The 20,011-nt window shown below is 64.8% G+C and carries 21 protein-coding genes and 1 pseudogene; 5 read left to right on the top strand and 17 right to left on the bottom strand.

The genetic code is table 11. The features are described from left to right. Window positions 1-25: 25 nt before the first annotated feature. The 3 genes from HNP02_RS31440 to HNP02_RS31430 are packed head-to-tail and all read left to right on the top strand — an operon-like array spanning window position 26 to window position 2,733. Complete coding sequence (locus HNP02_RS31440) at window positions 26-862, top strand: enoyl-CoA hydratase/isomerase family protein (RefSeq protein ID WP_184444566.1); 837 nt, start codon at window positions 26-28, stop codon at window positions 860-862. Further along, the gene (locus HNP02_RS31435; protein WP_184444565.1) at window positions 859-1,890 is read left to right on the top strand and encodes an LLM class F420-dependent oxidoreductase; all 1,032 of its coding nucleotides are present in this window, start codon (window positions 859-861) and stop codon (window positions 1,888-1,890) included. The genes HNP02_RS31440 and HNP02_RS31435 overlap by 4 nt, the downstream gene beginning before the upstream one ends. Before the next feature lie 21 nt (window positions 1,891-1,911). Further along, complete coding sequence (locus HNP02_RS31430; protein ID WP_184444564.1) at window positions 1,912-2,733, top strand: SDR family oxidoreductase; 822 nt, start codon at window positions 1,912-1,914, stop codon at window positions 2,731-2,733. On the opposite strand, the gene HNP02_RS31425 is transcribed toward HNP02_RS31430, so the two are convergent. From HNP02_RS31425 to HNP02_RS31385, 9 genes are read right to left on the bottom strand one after another with little or no spacing between them, the layout of a single operon-like run. After that, on the bottom strand, window positions 2,714-3,217 hold the full coding sequence (locus HNP02_RS31425) for a hypothetical protein (protein WP_184444563.1): 504 nt from the start codon (window positions 3,215-3,217) through the stop codon (window positions 2,714-2,716). The genes HNP02_RS31430 and HNP02_RS31425 overlap by 20 nt on opposite strands. A gap of 42 nt (window positions 3,218-3,259) precedes the next feature. Then, window positions 3,260-4,885, bottom strand: coding sequence for an MCE family protein (locus tag HNP02_RS31420; protein ID WP_184444562.1), 1,626 nt, complete (start codon window positions 4,883-4,885; stop codon window positions 3,260-3,262). Then, window positions 4,885-6,147, bottom strand: a complete 1,263-nt coding sequence (locus HNP02_RS31415; protein ID WP_184444561.1) for an MCE family protein — start codon at window positions 6,145-6,147, stop codon at window positions 4,885-4,887. The genes HNP02_RS31420 and HNP02_RS31415 overlap by 1 nt, the downstream gene beginning before the upstream one ends. Continuing rightward, on the bottom strand, window positions 6,144-7,619 hold the full coding sequence (locus tag HNP02_RS31410; protein ID WP_184444560.1) for an MCE family protein: 1,476 nt from the start codon (window positions 7,617-7,619) through the stop codon (window positions 6,144-6,146). The genes HNP02_RS31415 and HNP02_RS31410 overlap by 4 nt, the downstream gene beginning before the upstream one ends. Next, entirely contained in the window at window positions 7,616-8,698 is a 1,083-nt protein-coding gene (locus tag HNP02_RS31405; RefSeq protein WP_184444559.1) for an MCE family protein, read from the bottom strand. Before HNP02_RS31405 ends, HNP02_RS31410 begins: the two co-directional genes overlap by 4 nt. After that, a complete protein-coding gene (locus tag HNP02_RS31400; protein ID WP_184444558.1) occupies window positions 8,698-9,723 on the bottom strand; it encodes an MCE family protein in 1,026 nt (341 codons plus the stop codon). Before HNP02_RS31400 ends, HNP02_RS31405 begins: the two co-directional genes overlap by 1 nt. After that, entirely contained in the window at window positions 9,720-10,907 is a 1,188-nt protein-coding gene (locus HNP02_RS31395; RefSeq protein ID WP_184444557.1) for an MCE family protein, read from the bottom strand. Before HNP02_RS31395 ends, HNP02_RS31400 begins: the two co-directional genes overlap by 4 nt. Window positions 10,908-10,918: 11 nt before the next feature. Further along, a complete protein-coding gene (locus tag HNP02_RS31390; RefSeq protein ID WP_184444556.1) occupies window positions 10,919-11,776 on the bottom strand; it encodes an ABC transporter permease in 858 nt (285 codons plus the stop codon). A gap of 4 nt (window positions 11,777-11,780) precedes the next feature. Next, window positions 11,781-12,524 carry an ABC transporter permease gene (locus HNP02_RS31385; protein WP_255507175.1) on the bottom strand — a complete coding sequence of 248 codons (744 nt, stop codon included), beginning with the start codon at window positions 12,522-12,524 and terminating at the stop codon, window positions 11,781-11,783. A 324-nt stretch (window positions 12,525-12,848) separates the two neighbouring features. On the opposite strand from HNP02_RS31385, the gene HNP02_RS31380 reads away from it, so the two are divergent. Next, the gene (locus HNP02_RS31380) at window positions 12,849-13,445 is read left to right on the top strand and encodes a TetR/AcrR family transcriptional regulator (RefSeq protein WP_309241757.1); all 597 of its coding nucleotides are present in this window, start codon (window positions 12,849-12,851) and stop codon (window positions 13,443-13,445) included. A 101-nt stretch (window positions 13,446-13,546) separates the two neighbouring features. Here HNP02_RS31380 and HNP02_RS43575 read toward each other — a convergent pair whose 3' ends face one another. Next, window positions 13,547-14,158, bottom strand: coding sequence for a hypothetical protein (locus HNP02_RS43575; protein ID WP_304611024.1), 612 nt, complete (start codon window positions 14,156-14,158; stop codon window positions 13,547-13,549). Window positions 14,159-14,255: 97 nt separating this feature from the next. On the opposite strand from HNP02_RS43575, the gene HNP02_RS31365 reads away from it, so the two are divergent. Further along, the gene (locus HNP02_RS31365) at window positions 14,256-15,455 is read left to right on the top strand and encodes a hypothetical protein (RefSeq protein WP_184444554.1); all 1,200 of its coding nucleotides are present in this window, start codon (window positions 14,256-14,258) and stop codon (window positions 15,453-15,455) included. 5 nt (window positions 15,456-15,460) lie between these two features. Here HNP02_RS31365 and HNP02_RS31360 read toward each other — a convergent pair whose 3' ends face one another. The 7 genes and pseudogenes from HNP02_RS31360 to HNP02_RS31330 all read right to left on the bottom strand — a co-directional run bounded on the left by HNP02_RS31360 (window position 15,461) and on the right by HNP02_RS31330 (window position 19,988). Then, complete coding sequence (locus HNP02_RS31360; protein ID WP_184444553.1) at window positions 15,461-16,672, bottom strand: thiolase family protein; 1,212 nt, start codon at window positions 16,670-16,672, stop codon at window positions 15,461-15,463. A 54-nt stretch (window positions 16,673-16,726) separates the two neighbouring features. Beyond that, entirely contained in the window at window positions 16,727-17,125 is a 399-nt protein-coding gene (locus HNP02_RS31355; protein ID WP_184444552.1) for a Zn-ribbon domain-containing OB-fold protein, read from the bottom strand. Window positions 17,126-17,202: 77 nt separating this feature from the next. Continuing rightward, the gene (locus HNP02_RS31350) at window positions 17,203-18,420 is read right to left on the bottom strand and encodes an NAD(P)/FAD-dependent oxidoreductase (RefSeq protein WP_184444551.1); all 1,218 of its coding nucleotides are present in this window, start codon (window positions 18,418-18,420) and stop codon (window positions 17,203-17,205) included. A gap of 49 nt (window positions 18,421-18,469) precedes the next feature. Continuing rightward, a complete protein-coding gene (locus HNP02_RS31345; protein WP_184444550.1) occupies window positions 18,470-18,778 on the bottom strand; it encodes an EthD family reductase in 309 nt (102 codons plus the stop codon). A gap of 1 nt (window position 18,779) precedes the next feature. Further along, window positions 18,780-19,511: pseudogene (locus HNP02_RS31340) on the bottom strand (MaoC/PaaZ C-terminal domain-containing protein); the annotation flags it as partial. 52 nt (window positions 19,512-19,563) lie between these two features. Then, on the bottom strand, window positions 19,564-19,749 hold the full coding sequence (locus tag HNP02_RS31335; protein WP_184444549.1) for a hypothetical protein: 186 nt from the start codon (window positions 19,747-19,749) through the stop codon (window positions 19,564-19,566). A 32-nt stretch (window positions 19,750-19,781) separates the two neighbouring features. Beyond that, the gene (locus tag HNP02_RS31330; RefSeq protein WP_184444548.1) at window positions 19,782-19,988 is read right to left on the bottom strand and encodes a hypothetical protein; all 207 of its coding nucleotides are present in this window, start codon (window positions 19,986-19,988) and stop codon (window positions 19,782-19,784) included. Between the last annotated feature and the right edge of the window lie 23 nt (window positions 19,989-20,011).

Here is a 20,011-nt window from a genome sequence, read left to right as displayed (position 1 = left end):
CCACACCTTGGAAGGGAGATTGGCGTTGGACAGTCACCGCGTCACCGAGCTGGAACCTGGGATCGTCCACCTGGAGCTGACCCGCCCGCATCGCCGTAATGCCCTGAGCAGCAACGCGGTCGCCGAACTGCATCGCGAGATCGACCGCATCGGCGGCGATCCTGACATCCGAGTGGTGATCCTAAGCGGGGCGGGAACGTCATTCTGCTCAGGTGCAGACATGAAGGCCGGTCCGACCGATTCGGATGCCACCGACAGCACCGCAATAGGGTCGCTATTCGGCACGGCCCGTGGCGATTTGGCCCGATCGTTTGCGGCGCAGGAGCTCATGGCGAGCCTCTTCGAGAAGATCCACCGGCTGCGTCAACCCGTCATCGCCGCCGTCAACGGGCATGCACACGGTGGCGGATTCGCTCTCGCGCTGGCGTGCGACATCCGCGTCGCCAGCCAATCCGCGAGCTTCGGCGCCGTCTTCATCAAACGTGGCATCTCGGCATGCGACATGGGGACCAGTTACTTCCTGCCACGTCTCGTCGGTGCGGCACGCTCAGCCGAGCTGCTACTGACCGGGCGGGTCTTCGACGCCGTTGAAGCGCGTGACATGGGACTGGTAACCGACGTCGTCGACGAGGCAGACCTCCTCGAAACAGCCCTCGGTACCGCACGCCTCATCACCGGGAATAGCCCGCTGGCGGTGTGGATGACCAAGGAAACCATGTGGCAGACCCTGGACGCACCGAGTCTGCGATTTGCTCTTGACATCGAGAACCGCACCCAGATCATGTGCACCACCAGCGGTGAAGCGACGACCGCGTTCGAGGCGTTCATCGAACGCCGGCCGCCACAATGGGCACCACTGTGAAACTCGGTCTGCAACTGGGATATTGGGGGTCACGGCCGCCGACCAGCCGCGCCGGGCTCGTCACGGCGGCCGAATCCGCCGGGTTCGATGCCGTGTTCACCGCGGAGGCGTGGGGATCGGATGCCTTCACTCCACTGGCGTGGTGGGGATCGTCGACGAGTCGTATTCGGCTAGGCACGTCGATCGTTCAACTCTCTGCGCGCACCCCGACGGCGTGCGCGATGGCATCGTTGACCCTCGATCACCTCAGTGGCGGGCGGCACATCCTCGGCCTTGGAGTATCCGGGCCGCAGGTCGTCGAAGGCTGGTACGGCCAGCGGTTTCCCAAACCCCTAACCCGTACCCGTGAATACATCGACATCATCCGGCAAGTCTGGGCACGCGAGAAGCCCGTTACCAATGACGGCCCGCAGTACCCGCTTCCGCTGTCTGGTGAGGGTACTTCTGGCATGGGGAAGCCGCTGAAACCGATCACCCATCCGCTGCGCGCAGACATCCCGATCCTGCTGGGCGCCGAAGGGCCCAAAAACGTTGCGCTGGCGGCCGAAATCGGTGACGGCTGGCTGCCCATCTTCTATTCGTCGCGAATGGCGAATACCTACAACGAGTGGCTCGACGAGGGTTTCGCGCGCTCAGGCGCCCGGCGTAGTCGTGAGAACTTTGAAATCTGTGCTACTGCCAACATCGTCATCACCGACGATCGATCGGCGGTCTTCGAGGCGATGCGGCCGTTTTTCGCGCTGTACCTGGGCGGCATGGGTGCGCAGGACACCAACTACCACGCCGACGTCTTCCGTCGAATGGGGTACGGCGACGTCATCGCCGACGTCACGCGGCTGTTTCGGGGCGGGCAGCAGGACGAGGCGGCCGCCGCGATCCCCGACGAACTCCTCGACGACGCCGCCATCATCGGGAACGACGAGCACGTCCGTAAGCAGATCAGTCGGTGGGAGGCCTCGGGCGTCACCATGCTCGTGGTCAACGCTGAAACCGATGAGCAAATCAATCAGTATGCGTCCCTGCTCTAGGGCGGGTGAAGGGATCAAGTCATGAGTTCTGAAGTGCTCGTCGTCATTGGCGTCGGCGGCATGGGCCAGGCAATTGCGCGGCGGCAGGGCGCGGGCAAGACCGTGCTCTTGGCCGACTTCAACCAGGAGACACTGGAGTTGGTTGCGAGCTCGATGATCCGTGACGGTTATGACGTCCAAACTCTGCAGGTCGACGTTTCCTCGTCGGACTCCGTCGATCGCCTGGCGCGGCGGGCAACCGAACTCGGAGCGGTGACCAAACTCGTTCACACCGCGGGCTTGTCCCCGACCCAGGCGTCGGCCGAGGCCGTGCTTCACGTCGACCTCGTCGGCGTAGCACTCGTCCTCGAGGCATTCGGCAGCATCATTGCGCCAGGCGGAGCAGGCATCGTGATCGCGAGCATGGCCGGCCATTTCTTCACCGTTTTCACCGCCGAGCAAGAGCGCGCCCTTGCCCACACACCCGCTGCCGAGCTACTCACGTTGCCGTGCGTCGACCCCGCCACCGTCACCGACTCGGCACTCGCCTACGGACTTGCGAAGCGAGCCAACCACATCAGGGTTCAGGCGGCGAGTGTGGCCTGGGGTCGGCGTGGCGCGAGGGTCAACTCGATCAGTCCGGGATGCATCGCCACCCCCATGGGCCATCTCGAACTCGACTCACCGGTCGGCGAGGGCATACGGGGCATGGTTGCCGCGTCGGCCATGGGACGACTCGGCACCCCCGACGAGATCGCTGCCGCCGCCGCGTTCCTGCTGGGACCCGACGCGACCTTCATCACCGGCATCGATCTCCTCGTTGACGGCGGGGTGGTCGCGGCAGTCAGCCATCAACCTGCGTGAGCTTGACCGGCATGGATATGACGACCGGCATGTTGATGCCGCAGGAGCCACTGGCGCTCACTGTTTCATCGAAGCCGCCGAGGACGCGCGACCCCCGGATCGCGAGTAGGCCGCGGTCGTCGACGGGGTAGAACCGGAAGAGTTGGTGCCCGTCGGAGGCGGTCCCATCTGGGCAGGGTTCCCAGTTCTTGATCGTGCGTTCGACGTGCCATTCACCGCTCTTGGTGAAGACGGGCGCTGTCCATCCCTGGTCGCTCGTCACCTGTCCGGAGCATTCCGACAGCGTGGTGCACGTCGACGTGATGGTCCAGGTGCTTCTGACGACCGCTTCGTCTCGGTAGACTTCGTTGGTCTTCGCCCACTGTCCGTTCGACACGACGAGGTAGGTCCCGTTGAGGGCCCAGTCGTCCGCCGCATCGGCGACCGCTTGCGGGCAGGCGATGGTTGAGACGAAGACCGCAATCGTCAATGCTGTTGTCCGCATCGGGTGCTCCTCGTGGTCTGGGTCGAACGGACGTCGACGTGACTAGATGGGCAACAAGTCCTTCCACGTCTGTGGCGTCGTGGAGGACGTCACCAAGTCGCTCTGCTGAAACTGCCGGCCATCGGGAGCCACGTACTTCCCGGTGCGTGGGTTGTACTGGACGACCGCCACCGCCGGCGAGCCGTCGGAGCCGCCAGTGAACGAACTCGGGGCCGCGGATGGGATCGACTCGTCCGACGGTCCTGGCGTCGTGGCTGCAGGGGGCGGGTCGTCCTGTCCGACAGTGGATTCCGGTGCTTGTTGTGGTGGGAGATCGCCGGCGGGTGTAGGCGCAAGCCCTGGGGCGGGGCCTTGGGCTGGCATCGGGTTTCCTTCGAGTGGGCCGTAGATGTTGTCGTTCAAGGTGGCCCGGCTGTCCGGCGGGACGCCTTGTGCAACCAGGTTCGGGTCGAAGGGATAGGCCCCCAGCGCGTGCTCACGCATCGCCAGCGGCTCGAAGGGTTTGTCGCTGTCACAGATCTGCACCGTAGGCGCGCGCTTGCCCGGATGCCCCATGCAGGGATAGTTGCGGGCTCCGCGCACCGCGATCGGAGAGTCCTGCGGGAGTTTGCAATACAGCCCGTCTGGCGTGTCGACCGTGTTCGTCTCGGCGGGGCTGCGCCATTGCGACGGAGGCAGGAAGCCCACAGTGCATGCGGGCGGGTCACCGAAGGTCAGGCCGAAGTCGCCGAGCGGAAGCCCGGTCGGATTGTTGGTGCCAAGTCCGTAGGTCTGTACGGTCGCCACGTACGGCGGCAAGAGCACGAACAACTGCTCGAGGGAAGGGTTGTAGGTGACGGCGATCTGACCGATGGTGGTCAGGTTCGCCAATAGCACCGGCAGGGTCGGTTTGATCTGATTGAGAAGCCGGGACGTCTCCTGTGCGAATGCCGGCCCCTTTTGCAGCAGTGTGCGTACCTGCGGGTCATCGATCACGACCTGGTCAGTGACACCGGCCAGACTGTGTGCCCACGTCCGAATGGAGTCGGCGGTTTCGGCTTGCGAGTCCAATAGCGGTCCGCTGTCATCGACCAGGGCGCGGACGTTGTCCGATGTGGCGTTTGCGTCACGAGTTACCGTTGCGCCGGAATCGAGTAATGAGCCGAAGTCATCGCCTGCGCCGTTGAACGCGGTGAACGATTCGTCGAGCATGTCGCCCAGCGTGTCCTTCGGGATGCTTGCCACCAGCGCGCTGACCTGGTCGAGCATGGGGCCGACGGCTTGGGGGAGCGTCGTGTCGCTCGCCGCGATTATCGAGCCATCGTGCAGGTATGGCGGGGAGTCGTTTCGTGGTAGCAGATCTAGGTACTGTTCTCCGACCGCCGAGAGGCTACGTACCGCCGCATGCAGGTCCGCTGGAATCTTCGACGACTTATCAAGAGACAGCATTGCTTCCACGCCGTCATCGGTCAGGTCCACTGAGGTGACACGGCCTACTTGAACACCGCGATAGGTCACGTTGGAGAAGCGATACAGCGCCCCGGTTGCGGGTAGCTCCAACTTCACCGTCATCCGGCCAAGCCCGACCAGGGTCGGGACCTGCATGTACGAGAAGACCATCAGCGCGACGGCGACGACCGATGCAATGGTGAAGATGATCAGCTGGTTTCGAACGAAGCGGGTGAGCATTAGCCGTTGCCCCCGTACGGTCCGGCAAAGATCGGTGTCGACGCTCCGCCGGGTGTGGTTGCAGCAACGCCGGGCAGCGGTGGAGGTGGTGCGACCGGCAGCACCGGTTCGACGACCGGCGTCACGATCCCCGCCTGAGGCGGCGGGGGCGGGTCTGCCACGGCCGCGCCCATCGGGTCGTAGCTGTAGTTCATATACCACGGATCCCCTGGGGCAGGCACGAGTTGGGCGCCCTCCTCACCCCAGCGAGTACCCAGGAACAGTGAGCTCTTCAACCTTGCCACCGTAAAGTCCATGACTGCGAACATGTTTGCGTAATCACCCTTGATCGCGCGGTCGATGAAACGTTGGCCGTAGGGGTATGTCGTGGCGAGCCCCAGAGCGAGGTCGAGGTCGGGTCCGACGTCGGCAAGGGCCTGCAAGGTCGGTTCCAGGTTCTGCAGATTCTTCACCAGGTCGGCCTGGGTGTCATCGATCAACTGGTTCAATGTGGCACTGAAGGTGCCCAGTTTCTCCAGCGCTGTCGTGATGCGCGGACGATCTTTGATGAGCACGTCCAGAGCGGGCGGGATCTGCTTCAACGCTTGGTCGATGACGTCGCGCCGACCGGCGAACGTCGCCGCCAGACGATTGAGCGCTTCGATCGACGCAATCATGTTGTCGCGTTGGGCATCTAGCACGCCGACGAAGTCGTTCAACCGAGTCAGCAACTCACGGACCTCGGGTTCGCGTCCGTTCAAGCCGGCGTTGAAGTTGTGGATGATGTCGCCGATCTGTCCGAGTCCTCCGCCGTTGACGACTGCCGACAGTGACGACAGCGTCTGCTCAGTCGACGGGTACGTCGACGATCTGTTCAGTGCGATGGTGGCTCCAGGCTCGAGCCGTCCCACCGGTCGCTCGCCGACAGGCGGATTCAGGGCGAGATGCATCGATCCGAGCAAGCTGGTCTGGCCGACGCTGGCCATGACGTTGGCGGGCACGATGACACCCGGTTTCACCGACACCTCGACGTCCGCGTGCCAGTTCTTCACCGACATCGTGCTCACGCTGCCGACTACCACTTCGTCGATCATGACTGGCGAATTGGGTTCCAAAGTACCCACATTCGCGACCTCAACGTGGTAGACGGCTGAGCCGGTGTTGCGTCCCACGGCGCCGGGCAGCGGCAGCGAGTTCAGACCTTGGAATGCGCACCCACTCACCGACAAGGCGATGCAGGACCCGATCACGACTAGGCGCCCAACCACATTCCGGCCGCTCATGGTGTTGCTCCGTTGGTTTGAGGTGGGCCTGCTTCGGCTGGCAGTGGTCCGCCGCGTCCAGGTGGTGGCGAACTCTCTGGAAGCAAGAGATCTCGGACGCTCGCCGCGGCGTCGGGGCCGGGCGCACCCGGATACACGGCAGGTGAGGGGGCGGCGGGTAGATGGTCTGTCAGCTGTCCGGGTCCCCATGCGGGGCCGAGGCCGTATCCCGGCGGCGGCGGCGCATCGCCGTCGCCGGTGAATGCCGAGACGGCCGGCGGGGTCTCCGGTGGAGAAGGGGATGCCCCAGCGCCGCCGGGCGCCAACGCCGGGTCAGTGTAGATGAGGTTGGCGGGGCTCGCGGACTTGCGCAGGTAGGGGTTGATGGGCGCCGGGGAGTAGTTGAAACTCAGCAGAGCCAGCGCGGGACCGAGGTACTGCGCACACAGCTTCCCGGACTCGGTCGCAGTGACATTCTCGACGGCGCCGATCATGCTGCAGAAGAACTGCACCGGATTGGAGAAATTGTTGAGCACGATCGAGCCGACCGCGGTTCCCGTATCGGGGTTGTAGATGTTGTACCCATTGGCAATTGCATTCGGTGCTGCGTGCAGCACGTTCTCCAGATCGATGCGGTGATCGACCAGGTTCTGGGTCACACTGCCCAGTCGCTGAATCTGTTCGGAGGTTTGGTCGCGGCTACCGGCGATGAAGCGCTGCACCTCACCCACGGCGACCGACAGATCGGATAACGCGGCGTCGATGTCGGATCTGCTGTCGTTGAGCACGCTGGTGATCGTGGCGAGCCGGTTCTGGAACGATACGATCTGCTGGGTGCTGTCGCGCAGTGTGGTGACGAAGGTCTGCAGGTTGTTGATGATGTCGACGACATTGGTGCTGCCGTCGGCGAGGATGCGTCCCACGCCCGCGAGCTGAGTCATTGTCTGTCGCAGCTTCTCGCCGTTGCCGTCGAGCGCGTTGGCGGCACTGTCGATGAATCGGCCGGCCGAGGTGCTCGACACTCCGTTGTCTGAACTGCCCGCCGGACCCAATTCCGTTGCCAGGCGCATCAACTGTTCCTTGACTTCATCCCATTCGACCGGGACCGCCGTCCGATCGACGGGAATCTGCGCACCGTCGCTCATGGTCGGCCCGCTGGTCCGATATGCCGGCGCAAGTTGCACATAGCGCGCCGATACCAGGTTCTGGGCCACGATCACCGCCTTGGCGTCGGCTGGCACCGGCACATCGCGATCCACCTTCAGCACGACCTTGGCCTGCGTCCCGACCGGCTGGATGGCGTCGATGGTCCCGACCTTGACACCCGACACCCGAACCTCGTCGCCCGGATACACCCCCGTGGCCGACGTGAAGTACGCGGTGATGGTCTTGGGTCCGAAGAAGGTCTGGCTGACGACATAGGCCGTACCGCCAACCAAGGCCACCGCCAAGGCGATTGCCGTGCCCACCGCCATCCACCGTTTGGCCGTCATCGCGAACCTCCCGGAATGCCATTGCGCGGGAAGGGGACTTCTGCTCGAGGCCCGGCGTTGTCCGGTGGTTGGCCGGCGTCGGTGCCGCGTCTGAACCCGAAGGCGTAGTCGAAGAACGGTTGAAACACCGTCCCGGGTGTCAGGTTCGAGATGAACGCGTTGTAGTAGGCGCCGTTGGCGACCGCCTCGCCCTGGGTGGTCTGATACTTGGCCAGGCCGGGTAGCGCCTTGGCGATGTTGTCGCGGTTGCGCTCCAACATCGCCGTCACCGAGTTGAGCTTCTCTAACGCGGGAGCCAGCGTCTTCTCGTTGTCGGACACCACACCGGTGAGCTGACGAGCCACGGCCGATGTGTTGGCCAGCAGACCCTCAATGGAATGCTGTCGGTCCACTAGAACGGCGAGGAGATCGTTGGCGTTCAGGATGAGGGTGTTGACCGCAGCACTGCGCTGCGATAGGACGCCGGAAACGTCAGCTGTGCTCTTGAGTAACTTGCTCAGGGTTTCGTTGCGGCTGTTGATACTTCGGGACATACGAGTTAGCCCGTCGAAGGTTGGACCGAGCTGCGGGGCGATCTGGTCCAGCGTCGTCGCCAAGGTGTCCAGCGACTGGTTGAGGGCCTCGGTGTCGGTCCCCTCGGTGTTGGTGGTGAACTCACTGACTGCCTCCGTCAGGGAGTAGGGCGATGAGGTGTGTGATAGTGCGATGACGGTGTTGGGCGACAATGTCGAGGTGCCCGCTGGCTCGAGGGTCAGCACCCGCTCGCCGAGCAGGGTTCCCGTGCGGATGTGGGCGGTGGTCTCCGATCCGAGCCGGCGCGTGCTGTCGACGGTGAACTTGACTAGTGCGTCACCGTTTTGGAGCGTGACGGCCGACACCGTTCCGACTTTGATCCCGGAGATGGTGACGGCGTTTCCTGGGGCCAGTCCGCCGGCCTCCGCGAAGAGTGCCGCGTGGCGTTGCGATGTCGCCCACTGGATCAACCGTTCGGGCTGCAGCCCGACGGCGATCACGAGCACGATGAGGACCGCGCCGAGAAATCCGGCGCGGATGAGGTGGGTTCCGCGGTATCTGAGCATCAGTTCTCCGCGCACCTTCCGGTTTCCTGCGTGAGCCACGGGAACACTGCGGTGCGGCCCTGCAGGTCGGTCACTCGCGCGGTTACGCCGCACATGTAGTAGTTGTAGAAGCCGCCGTACGCGCCGAGGCGGACGAGTTTGCGATAGTTCTCCGGCGCATTTTGCAGCGCCTCGTCAAGGCGTTCCTTGTCTTGATCGAGGAGAGGCGCAAGGCGGCCCAACTGTTCGACGGTTCCTGCCAATGGCGGTCGGGCTCGTGTCAACAGATCCGCCATCGAGGCGGTGCCCTTGTCGAGTGAGTCGATCGCCTCGCCGATGGGGTCGCGATCTTGCGCGATGCCAGTCACTAGCTGCTCGAGCCGGTCGATCGCACCGCCGAATTGGTCGCCGTCCTTGGCCAGGGTGTCTGCGACGGTGTGCAGGTTGTCGAACAGTTGCTCGACGACCTGATCCTTGTCGGCCAGAGCGTTCGTGAAGGACGACGTCCTGTCCAGCAGCGATTGAATCGTGCCACCCTGACCTTGCAGAACTTGCAATAACGATGATGTCAGAGCGTTGACGTCCTGCGGATTGAGGCCCTTGATGACGGGTTTCAACCCACCAAGTAGCAGGTCGAGGTCCAACGCAGGCATCGTGCGCTCGATGGGTATTTCGGCGCCGCTGGTCATCACCCGCGTCGAACCAGGACCATCGACCAACTCCAAGTAGCGGTCGCCCACCAAGTTGAGATAGCGAACCGCGGCCTTTGCGCCCGTGGTGAGCACGATGTCTCGGTCGACGTCGAACCCGATGTGAACGGTGTTGTCCGCCCGGAGGGCGACGTCTTCGACGGTCCCGACTCGGATTCCCGCAACTCGCACCGAATCTCCCGGCTTCAACCGCGAGGCGTCTGTGAACACGGCCGAATAGGCTGTGGTCGAACCCGTGCGGTACTGGCCGAAGATGAAGAAGAGGAAGGTGGTCAGCAGTGCCATGACGAGTCCGAAGATGCCGAACTTGACTGCGGTGCGCGTCATCCCGGTCATCCGGGCATTCCAATCTGCATTGAGTTGCGTGGTGGTCCTGCGATCGGGCCGAACAGGAACTGCTTGAGCGCATCGGAATTGAGCAGTAGTCCCTGATTGCCGTATTCCCACGGATTGGCACCGATGTCGGCGACCACGAATGGAGTCCGCTTCCCGGCAGGCACGACCGGAAGATCCGTGCACTGCGGGCCACCCGTTGCGGCGACCTTGGGCAGATTGGTGGGGTATCGGTAGCGTTCGCTGCCCAGTTGGAAGCTGGCATCGAACAGGGCGCCCGGCACTGGCAGTGGCGGGGCCTTGGCCAGTGGTATGAGTCCCGAGATGCCACAGTTCATTGCCGCGTGATACTTGTTGAGCAGATCGGTGGTCGGTACCAGCAGGTGCACGAGGTCAGTGATGGACTGCCGGTCGCCGCTGATCACGTCGTTCCCAACGTCAGCCAATCCGATTGTGCTGACCAGGAATTCGTCAAGTTGTTGCTGTTGATCGACGATGGTCCGGCTCAAACGAGTCGAGTTGTCGACGGTCTTGATGAGGTCGGGTGCCGCGTCGGCGTACGCGTTGAGCATTGGGACAGAGGTCTCGATGTCGTGACTCAGGCTCGGCAGGCTCGGTTCGATCTTGGCGAGGAACGCGTTGAGATCGGACAGTGTCTGACCGAACTTCTCGCCGCGGCCGTTGAACGCGGTAGCGATGGCGCCCAACGTCTGGTTGAGCTTCGCGGGGTCGATCTTGTCCAGGACCGCCACCAGCTGCTGGAACACCGTATTGATCTCGACGGTGACGTGTTGGCCTTGAATGACCTGTCCCGCATGCAGTTTCTGCGGAGACGGATTCGGCGGCGGGTCGAATTGTACGTACTTCGCACCGAAGACGGTCGACGAGGCGATGTCGACGCCGACGTCGAATGGGATGAAGTGCAACTGGGTGGGGTCGATCGCCAAGTGCAGCACTGCGGTGCCGTCGGACCGGGCCTCGATCGAGGCCACCTTGCCGACCTGCACGCCGCGCAACTTGACCTTGGCATCGGGGTTCATCACCAGGCCGGCGCGATCCGCGACGACGGTGATGGGCACCGGGTCGCTGAAGCTGTCCCGGAACAGCCCGACGGACAGCGCAATGATGGCTGCGATCGCGGTCACGGTTCCCAGGCCCACGAGCGCGCGCACGTTGTTCGGCTTCATCGACTCCCTCTCTAACCCGACAGGTTGAAGTTGCCGTTGGCGCCATAGACCGACAGCGAGACCAGCAGCGTCACCGAGACCACGACGACCAGTGAAGTGCGCACGGCGTTGCCGACGGCGACACCGACACCCGATGGGCCGCCGGTGGCGAAATAGCCGAAATAGGTGTGGATCAACAGAATCGCGATCGCCGTCAAGATGGCCTGCAGGAATGACCACAGCAGGTCGATCGGGTTGAGGAAGGTGTTGAAGTAGTGGTCGTACAGGCCGCCGGACTGCCCGAATAGCACAACGGTGGTGAACCGGCTGGCCACGAAGGACAGGATCACGGCGATCGCGTACAGCGGGGTGATCGCGATCATGCCCGCGACGATCCGAGTGCTGACTAGGTATTCGACCGGCTGGATCGCCATGGACTCCAGGGCGTCGATCTCCTCGTTGATGCGCATCGAGCCCAACTGCGCGGTCACCCCGGCACCGAACGTGGCCGCCAGGCCGATCCCTGCGATCACGGGGGCGGCGATGCGTACGTTGATGAACGCCGCGAAGAAGCCGGTCAGCGCTTCGATGCCGATGTTGCCCAGCGATGAGTATCCCTGCACCGCCAGGGTGCCGCCGGTGGCCAGGGTGAGGAATCCGACGATCACCACAGTGCCGCCGATCATCGCCAACGTGCCTGCGCCCATGGAGATCTCGGCGATGAGCCTGATGATCTCGCGACGGTAGCTCAGCACCGAGTATGGTGTGCCGGCGAGTGCGCGAAGGTAGAAACATGTGTGGTCGCCGATGCGACTCAAAACGTCGCGCGGTCGCTTGACCTGACGCGTCAGCTGCGGATAGGTGGACTTCAGGATGGTCGCGGTGCCCATCGCGCTAACCCGTCGTCATCTGGATGCCGATGGCGGTGACGACGACGTTGATGACGAACAGCGCCATGAACGCGTAGACCACCGTCTCGTTGACCGCGTTGCCCACCGCTTTGGCGCCACCGCCGCTGATCGTCAATCCCCGGTAGCAGGCCACCAGGCCGGCGATCAGCCCGAACAGGGCGGCCTTCACACAGGAGATGATCACCTCGGGCACCCCGGTCAGCAGGGTGATCCCGGCGGCGAACGCGCCGGGGTTGACGTCCTGCACGAACACCGAGAACACGTAGCCGCCCAGGATCCCGATGATCACCACCAGGCTGTTCAGCAGCAGCGCCACCAAACCCGAGGCCAGCATCCGCGGGGTCACCAGGCGCTGCACCGGGTTGATGCCCAGCACCTCCATCGCGTCGATCTCCTCGCGGATGGTGCGCGAACCCAGATCGGCGCACATCGCCGTCGCGCCCGCCCCGGCGACGATCAGCACCGTCACCATCGGGCCGACCTGGGTGACCGCACCGAACGCCGCACCAGCCCCCGACAGATCCGCCGCCCCCAATTCACGAAGCAGGATGTTCAACGTGAACGACACCAGGACCGTGAACGGGATCGCCACCAACAGTGTCGGCATCAACGACACCTGAGCCACGAACCACGACTGCTGTAGGAACTCTCGCCATTGAAACGGTCGAACGAAGATGAACTTCACCGCATCTGCGCCCATTGCGAACAGCGCCCCGACTGCCTGCATTGGCGCGGTCACGTTGCGAGTCTGCCGCAGTCCCTTCGGTCCACGATCCAAGCCATGCGCTGCCACCTAGGTACGGCCAGTAGAGCGCTTGGCACCCCGTGCGGCTGGCGGCGCGAACGTCGCTCGAGCGACGTTGGGATGACCGACGCGAATGCGCGTCGAATATTTTCTGGACACTAGTCCACTCTATTGCAGACTGGTCAGCGAGGCAATGGGTGTGTGCTGCAGGTATGCGGCCGGGGTCGTTCAGAAATCAGACAGCTGTCTAGTTTAGACTTGCGATAACCACGTGTCAGGTGGATTGGTGCCCTCTATGCTGGCGACGTGTCGACCGATGGCGCCAACCCAGCGGTGGTCCCGATAGTGCGCCGCGAGCGCCGTCCCGACCGCCGGCCTCAAGAGACGACGCGCAAGATATTGGACGCCGTCATCGAAGAGTTGCGTGAAAGCTCCTACTCGACCTTGACGGTGCGCAGCGTGGCCACGCGCGCGGGCGTCTCCTCGGCCAGTGCCTACAAGTACTTTCCGACCAAGAGCAGCCTCGTCGCAGCGGTGTACCTGCGGTTGCTTCGGGCGGCACCATTGCAGGTCGACATGACTGACGCCCCGAAGAAGCGGGTCATCGACGCCATGCAGAACATGGCCATGGTCATAGCGGATCAACCGGAACTCACGCAGGCCTGCGCCGCCGCGCTGATGGCAGACGACACCGCCGTATGGCCCATCCTCGCCGACACCGCGCGCGAGGTATCCGACCGACTCAGCGCCGCCTTGGGTCCAGGCTGGTCGGATTCGGTGCAGTCGACGCTCGAGATGACATTTGCCGGGGCGTTGATGGCAGCGCGCTACTTGACCTATGAGCAGATCGCGGACCAGATCGCGTCCGCCGTCAACCTGATTTTGGGTGCCTCGGTTGCCTGACTATGGCAGCGCTAGGCCGCAATTGGGGCAGACGGCGATGGTCAGCCGGGACTTGGGCCAGGGCTTGCCAAGCCAAGGGGACCCCGATTGTGGACAGTTGTCTACCTCAGTGAAAGCGTTGCTGGCTGCCGTCCGCGAGACTTGACCCGCCACCAGCCCTCCGTGTACACCGCACCGGGGGCGCCGAGATCGAGAACCGTGAGATACCAGGGGATTCGCAGCGGCAGCATGTGCTCGCCCAGCAAGTCGCCGCCGGTCCCTCGAACGGCCAGTTGACCGCGGCGGGATTCACCGTGGCGAATGCGTCGACGACCTGCTTTGCGGTAGCGGCGCGCTGCAAGGTGCGAAGCTGCAACTGCAACTCGGCACCCAGTGTCGGCTCGGGAGAGAACTGCTTGCCGTTCCAGTCCACCAGGGCCCAGCCATCCTCGGCGGGGCACGGCTTGCGCCTGTTGCTGGCCCGTCTGCGTGAGCACCGGACCGAGGGTCGACGTGTCGATGTTGCCCGAGGCGTTGCCTGCCGACTGGCCGCGACGCACGAACGTCGCCATCGTCAACTCGGCTGCCGCCGCCGGGATGGCTGCGCCGACGAACAGCGTGCACGCGATCAGGGCGCCGCCGAGGAATCGACCCGTCCGTGCCCACGTTCGGCGCACGGTGAGGCGGATTCCGAAGGCCGTTGGTCGGATTGGTGGACTCGTCGTTGCGCTCATCGAGACCTGGGCTCGCGACGGTCGAATGACGCCGGGATTGAACTCTTCGCGCCCGCAATCCGTGCCATCTACATCACCGCCGATAAAGGGGAGCACCATGCAGATACCAACCTGCCTGCACGCTGGCGTCGCGGCCACGGGGATTGCCTTCGTGGGGATCGGCGCCATGACCGCCGCATCTGTGGCTCCGGTAACTCAAACTCAGTCCCAATCACCACCCGCCGTGGTGCGGGACGTCCGGCTGGCGGCCACGACGGTTCCGCCCGGCGGGCTCATCACCGGCTTCCTGAATAATCAGGTCACCTACTGCTCGATCATCTGCCCGCTTCTCGTCCAGACCGCCGTGACGCCCATCGTCGCGACGCTGCAGACGCCGGGTACGTTCCTCACCGCGTTGCAGGCGGGTGACCTGTTGAAGGCGATCGGCGTGGCCGCCGCATCGGTGACCGGGCCAACGAACGCTGCGGCGGCGGCGGCCATCCTGGCCGACGGCTCGATACCGGCGCCACGGGCACTGAACGCGTTCGAGGTCGCCGTGGTCGGCCTGCTCAACGTCATCCCCGCCGCGGCGGGCGGCCTGCCCGGAATCGCTGCCGCTCTTCAGACCGCCCGCCAAGACACCTTCGACGCGCTCACCTTGCCCGTCATCCCCAATCAGCCGTCCACCGTCATGCCGCACGGTGTCGTGCAGGTCGCCGTGGTGAGCGCGCTCAACGTGGTCGGGGCAATCATCTTCCCGGCGTTCAACCACATCCTGTCCGGCGCGTTCCAAGTCCCCGATGCCGTAGCGCAGGAATTGGCAGCGACTGGCGATCCCGTGCGGGCGCTCGCCGCGGGTGTCAACGCCGCAACCGCGGCGGTGAGCGCTGCCGGCGCCGACATCGCGGCTGCGGTCGTCAAGGCGGTCAACGACATCCGCGCAGCCACCGTCCCGGCGAACCAGACGGTGTCGACCCAGGATTCCGCCACGACGACACCGCAGGCGCGCACCGAGCTCTCACGCTCGTTGGCCGTTACGTCGGCCAAATCCGCCGACGCCCAGCCCGACACCTCGCATCCATCGGTGACGTCGCTGGCCAAGCATGACGAGCAGCCCGGCGACTCGCACTCATCGGTCATGTCGTCGGTCAAGCACGACGACTCACACCCATCGGACGCGACGTCGACCAAGCATGACGAGCAGCCCGGTGGCTCACACTCATCGGCCACGACGCCGGCCAAGCACGACGATGACCCAGGCAACTCACACCCGGTGCACGACGCGGGTTCGAAGCCTCATCACACTGCGTCGAAGTAACCGGACTACGCCGTCGACTTCTCCAGGATGTGGACGCCGCAGGCGGAGCCGAGTCCGATGACGTGGGCGAGGCCGACCTTCGCATTCGCGATCTGGCGGTCGCCGGCCTCACCGCGGAGGTGGTGGCAGACCTCCCAGATGTTGGCGATGCCGGTGGCCGCGATCGGGTGCCCCTTCGACTCCAGCCCGCCCGACACGTTCACCGGTGTCGAGCCGTCACGCCACGTGGCACCGGAATTGAAGAAGTCCGCGGCGCCGCCCTCGTCGCACAGCATCAGGTTGTCGTAGTGCACCAGTTCGGCAGTGGCGAAGCAGTCGTGCAACTCGACCAGATCGAGGTCTCTTGGGCCGACGCCTGCTTGCTCGTAGGCGATGGCGGCAGCCTTGCGGGTCAGCGTGTTGACGTTCGGCAGCACCTGGCAGCCCTCTTCGTAGGGGTCGGTGGTCAGCACCGACGCCGACACCTTGACCGCGCGCCGCCGCTGCTCGAGCGAGAGGGATTTCAGCGTCTCGCCGTTGCACACCACCGCGGCCGCGGCACCGTCGCAGTTCGCCGAGCACATCGGGCGCGTGTTGGGGTACGCGATCATGACGTCGTTCATGATCTGCTCGAGCGTGAACCGCTTCTGGTAGGACGCAAGCGGATTCAGGGTGGAGTGAGCGTGGTTCTTCTCGCTGATCTTGGCGAATAGTTCGAAGCTGGTGCCGCCGTACTTGTGGCCGTACTCCATACCGATCTGGGCGAAGACGCCCGGCATGGTCTCGGTGCCGATCCTTCCGTCGACGGGCGCGACGGCGCCGTAGCGGCCGGCCGGCGTCCAGGTGTCGGCGTCCTTCTTCTTGGTGCCACCTCCGCCGAGCAGGCCTGCGCCGGAGAGCTTCTCGACACCGACGGCCAGGCCGTAGTCCACCTCGCCGGCCTTCACCGCCATGATCGCGGTGCGCAGCGCGGTGGCACCGGTTGCGCAGGCGTTGGCGACGTTGTACACGGGGATGCCCGTCTGGCCGATCTGCTTCTGAAGCTGTTGGCCGATACCGGCACTCGCGTTCATCAGGTTGCCCGCCGCGAGCACTCCGATGTCTGCCATCGTGACGCCCGCGTCGGCGAGCGCGCCCGTCGCGGCCTCTGCCGCCAGGTCGACGGTGTCGAGGTCGGTGTGCTTGCCGAACTTGGTCATCTTGATCCCGAGGATCCAGACCTCGTCGCTAGCGCTCATCGCCGGTGCTCCTTCGTCATGTGCATAGGTGGTCTGTCGGGGAACGCGGCTCGGTCAGCGGGCCGGCTCGAAGCCGAAGCCGATCGCCTCGGTGCCTTCGGAGTCGAGGCCGATCGAGTGGGTGGCGAGCCGCACCTTCATGCCGTCGTGGACGTGTTCGGCATCGGGCTCGACGTTGATGAGGTTGGCGCGAACCTGGGTCCCGCCGCAATCGACGACGGCCGCCACGAACGGGGTGGGGACACCTGGTGCAGCGAAGGCGACGATCGTGAACGCGCGCACGGTGCCCTCGGTCGCGATCGGTACCGCGGTGAACTCGGCAGCGAAGCAGCTGGCACACGCGTTGCGTCGGTCGAAGAACCGGGCGCTGCAGTTCGTGCACTCCTGCGCGACCAAGTGCGGTTGGTCGTCGTCCAGCACCAGATAGTCGACCAGGGGAATTCGACCGGTCATGCGCACCTCCGTCGTCGGTGACCTCGACGTTAGTACCCCGTGGTCGCCTGGGATCAGGGGGAGGGCGCTCGAGCCGATCAGTGCTCGTAAGACGGCGCGGCTTGCAGCTCGGGGGCGGCGGCCGCGAGGAGTGCGGCTCGGTCGCCGGTGAGCGGGGGATAGATGCGTTCACCGTTGATCACTCGTTTGGTCGCCTTGGCCGTTGCGCCGGTGCTGACGACCCGCCGGTCCCAGCCCTCGGTATACACCGCGCCGGCGGGCCCGAGATCGAGAACCGTGACATACCAGGGGATTCGCAGCGGCAGCATGGGTGCACCCAGCAATTCGCTGATCACGTTGTAGCCCGCATAGCGGCCCATCGGCCGGCCGTGCTGGCACGACATCACCGATAGGTGCTCGTCGTCGTCCATCTTCGCCGCGGCCACGTCGCCCGCGGCGAATACGCCTTCAACGCCCTCGGCGCGTAGATAGTCGTCGACGGGCAATCGGCCCAGCCGGTCGCGTGGTACCCCGAGCTGCGCGGTCAGCGGGTTTGCTCGCATCCCGGCGCACCACACCACCGTTGCCGCAGGCAGGTCCTCGCCGGTCGACAGCGTCACGCTTCGCTCGCCGACGGCGGTCACTCCCACTCCGGTCATGGCCTCAACGTGGTTCTGCGCCAACGCTTCCTCGATGACTGGGCGAGCTGACTCGCCCATGTCGGAACCGACGTGCGGATTGTGGTCGACCAGGATCACCCGCGGTGTGACTCCGAGCGCGTCCGACAACATCACCGGCAGCTCGGTGGCGATCTCGATACCGGTGAGGCCGGCGCCGACGACGACCGCCGTCGCGGTTGCGGGGTCTTTCGGGTGTGCGGCGAGATCGCGGATGTGCTTCTGCAGCCTCATCGCGCCGTCGTAGGTGTCGATGTCGTACCCGAACTCGGCGAGTCCAGGAAGGTCCGGCTTGGCCACGCTGCTGCCCGCCGCCAGGACGAGCCGGTCGTAGCCGAGGGTTGCGCCGGCGGCCGTGCTAACCGTCGCGGCAGAGGCGTCGATCCCGGTTACGGTGGCCGTGATCTGTCCGATTCCAGCCGGATCGAGCAAGTCCTGCAATGGGATTCGGCACGGACTGAGGTCGGTCTCGTAGTTGCGGACCCGAATGTCGTGGAATGGCTGTCGACTGACGACGGCGACGTCGACCGCACCTTGGGAGATCCCGAGCTCGTCCAGCCGTCGTGCCGCGCCGAGTGCGGCCCACAGCCCGGCGAACCCGGAGCCGAGAACGAGTACGCGTTTAGCCGCCACCGCCATGGGGTCACGGTACGCCGGGTCACGTGCGAGATCGCTCGCAACGGCGCGGTCAGCGGATGACGGTTTGCTCCGCGCTGTAGAGGGTTGCCCCACCGGTGGCGAAGTTCGGCACGTCGGAACTGGCGGCGGCCATCTCGGGGGAGGTGCGCGCGGTCTTCATCGTTTCGGCCGTCTCGAAGCCGAGTCTGGCGACCATGTAGTAGGGCGGTTCTCCCCGCCCCATGGACTGGCACTTCTCCGTTGTGAAGCTCACCAGCCCAGGTGTTTTCAGCGCCAGCGGGGCGTGGGTGTTGGTGTAGTAGTCGTCGAAGGCGTCGGGGTCGGTGGGCGTGCCGTAACAGACTGATACGTAGAACATGTCAGGAGTCCTTGGTGTCGGTGGGCAGTTTGGCGACGAGCGTCAGAACGTCATAGGTCGCGACCGGAGAGTCGTCCTGGTTGGTCACTACGGGGTCCTAGCGGACTTCACCGTAGTCGGCTGACAGCCGCGGGGTGAGCTGCTTGGCGGTCAGGGTGACCGTCAGTGCGTCGCCCGCCTTGACCGGGGTCAGGAACCGCAGTCCGTCGACGCCGAAGTTGGCCAGCACCGGACCCGGGTTGGGTTCGACGAAGCCCGCCGCCAAGGACACCACCAGGTAGCCGTGCGCGACGATGCCGCCGAAGAGCGGATTCTTTGCGGCGGCCTCCGGGTCGGTATGGGCGTAGAAGGTGTCGCCGGTGAACTCCGCGAAGTGCTCGATGTCCTCAAGGCTGACGGTGCGGGGTCCGCCCACGATGGTGTCGTCGATCTTCAACTCTTCGAGGTGCTTGCGGAACGGATGCAGCTCGGTCTGATCCCGGACCGCCCCCTTGGTCCACTGCCCGGTGATGGCGGTCATCATGTCGGGGGACGCCTGAATCGCGGTGCGCTGCATGTGATCCAGTACCCCGCGGATGCCGCCGAGTTCTTCGCCGCCGCCGGGCCGTCCGGGTCCGCCGTGTACGAGGGTCGGCAGCGGCGAGCCGTGGCCCGTGGACTCCTCGGCGTCGTCGCGATCGAGCACCAACACTCGTCCGTGGTGCGCCGCGATGCCAAGAAGGACGGCCGGCGCCGCACTGACCGATTCGGGTCAGCGCGGGCGGCCATCTCGTGCATACAGCGGGTCAGAAGGGCACGTCCGTATCGTCGCCGAACCACTGGTGGTAACCGAAGATGGCGGGGCTCGTCGGATCCGTGCCGTACGGCGTGACCGGATCGGTGTTGGCGCTCGCGATGGGTGCCAGCGCGAGCGTGACACCGATTGCGGCCGCGGCCATGAGCGGCGCGACGTACTTCGTGATTGCTTTCATCGTGAGCTCCTCTCGCTATGCGGCTGCCACGCTCAGAACGGCGTGTCGAGTTGGCCGTTCGTGGTGTTGGCCTCGTCGTGGTCCGACACGTGGTAGCCCGTCACGTAAGGGGTGTGAGGATTGGTGCCAAACGGCACCAGTGGATCGGTGTTCGCGCTAGCGATGGGTGCAAGAACAATCGCTGCACCGATCCCCGCTGCGGCCAGCCACGGTGCGATGTACTTTGCCGTCATCTTCATGATGTTCTCCTGACTCGTTGTTC

Source organism: Mycobacterium sp. AZCC_0083, from assembly GCF_014202335.1.
Classification (GTDB): Bacteria; Actinomycetota; Actinomycetes; order Mycobacteriales; family Mycobacteriaceae; genus Mycobacterium.
Note: the sequence above shows the minus strand (reverse complement) of the source record. Positions and strands in the feature narration are given on the sequence as shown.

What these genes read in the sequence shown, in the direction of transcription:
- HNP02_RS31430 (WP_184444564.1), top strand. Translation starts at nt 1,912, where the DNA reads ATGAGTTCTGAAGTGCTCGTCGTCATTGGCGTCGGCGGCATGGGCCAG.
- HNP02_RS31425 (WP_184444563.1), bottom strand. Translation starts at nt 3,217, where the DNA reads ATGCGGACAACAGCATTGACGATTGCGGTCTTCGTCTCAACCATCGCC.
- HNP02_RS31420 (WP_184444562.1), bottom strand. Translation starts at nt 4,885, where the DNA reads ATGCTCACCCGCTTCGTTCGAAACCAGCTGATCATCTTCACCATTGCA.
- HNP02_RS31415 (WP_184444561.1), bottom strand. Translation starts at nt 6,147, where the DNA reads ATGAGCGGCCGGAATGTGGTTGGGCGCCTAGTCGTGATCGGGTCCTGC.
- HNP02_RS31410 (WP_184444560.1), bottom strand. Translation starts at nt 7,619, where the DNA reads ATGACGGCCAAACGGTGGATGGCGGTGGGCACGGCAATCGCCTTGGCG.
- HNP02_RS31405 (WP_184444559.1), bottom strand. Translation starts at nt 8,698, where the DNA reads ATGCTCAGATACCGCGGAACCCACCTCATCCGCGCCGGATTTCTCGGC.
- HNP02_RS31400 (WP_184444558.1), bottom strand. Translation starts at nt 9,723, where the DNA reads ATGACCGGGATGACGCGCACCGCAGTCAAGTTCGGCATCTTCGGACTC.
- HNP02_RS31395 (WP_184444557.1), bottom strand. Translation starts at nt 10,907, where the DNA reads ATGAAGCCGAACAACGTGCGCGCGCTCGTGGGCCTGGGAACCGTGACC.
- HNP02_RS31390 (WP_184444556.1), bottom strand. Translation starts at nt 11,776, where the DNA reads ATGGGCACCGCGACCATCCTGAAGTCCACCTATCCGCAGCTGACGCGT.
- HNP02_RS31385 (WP_255507175.1), bottom strand. Translation starts at nt 12,524, where the DNA reads ATGCAGGCAGTCGGGGCGCTGTTCGCAATGGGCGCAGATGCGGTGAAG.
- HNP02_RS43575 (WP_304611024.1), bottom strand. Translation starts at nt 14,158, where the DNA reads ATGAGCGCAACGACGAGTCCACCAATCCGACCAACGGCCTTCGGAATC.
- HNP02_RS31365 (WP_184444554.1), top strand. Translation starts at nt 14,256, where the DNA reads ATGCAGATACCAACCTGCCTGCACGCTGGCGTCGCGGCCACGGGGATT.
- HNP02_RS31360 (WP_184444553.1), bottom strand. Translation starts at nt 16,672, where the DNA reads ATGAGCGCTAGCGACGAGGTCTGGATCCTCGGGATCAAGATGACCAAG.
- HNP02_RS31355 (WP_184444552.1), bottom strand. Translation starts at nt 17,125, where the DNA reads ATGACCGGTCGAATTCCCCTGGTCGACTATCTGGTGCTGGACGACGAC.
- HNP02_RS31350 (WP_184444551.1), bottom strand. Translation starts at nt 18,420, where the DNA reads ATGGCGGTGGCGGCTAAACGCGTACTCGTTCTCGGCTCCGGGTTCGCC.
- HNP02_RS31345 (WP_184444550.1), bottom strand. Translation starts at nt 18,778, where the DNA reads ATGTTCTACGTATCAGTCTGTTACGGCACGCCCACCGACCCCGACGCC.
- HNP02_RS31335 (WP_184444549.1), bottom strand. Translation starts at nt 19,749, where the DNA reads ATGAAAGCAATCACGAAGTACGTCGCGCCGCTCATGGCCGCGGCCGCA.
- HNP02_RS31330 (WP_184444548.1), bottom strand. Translation starts at nt 19,988, where the DNA reads ATGAAGATGACGGCAAAGTACATCGCACCGTGGCTGGCCGCAGCGGGG.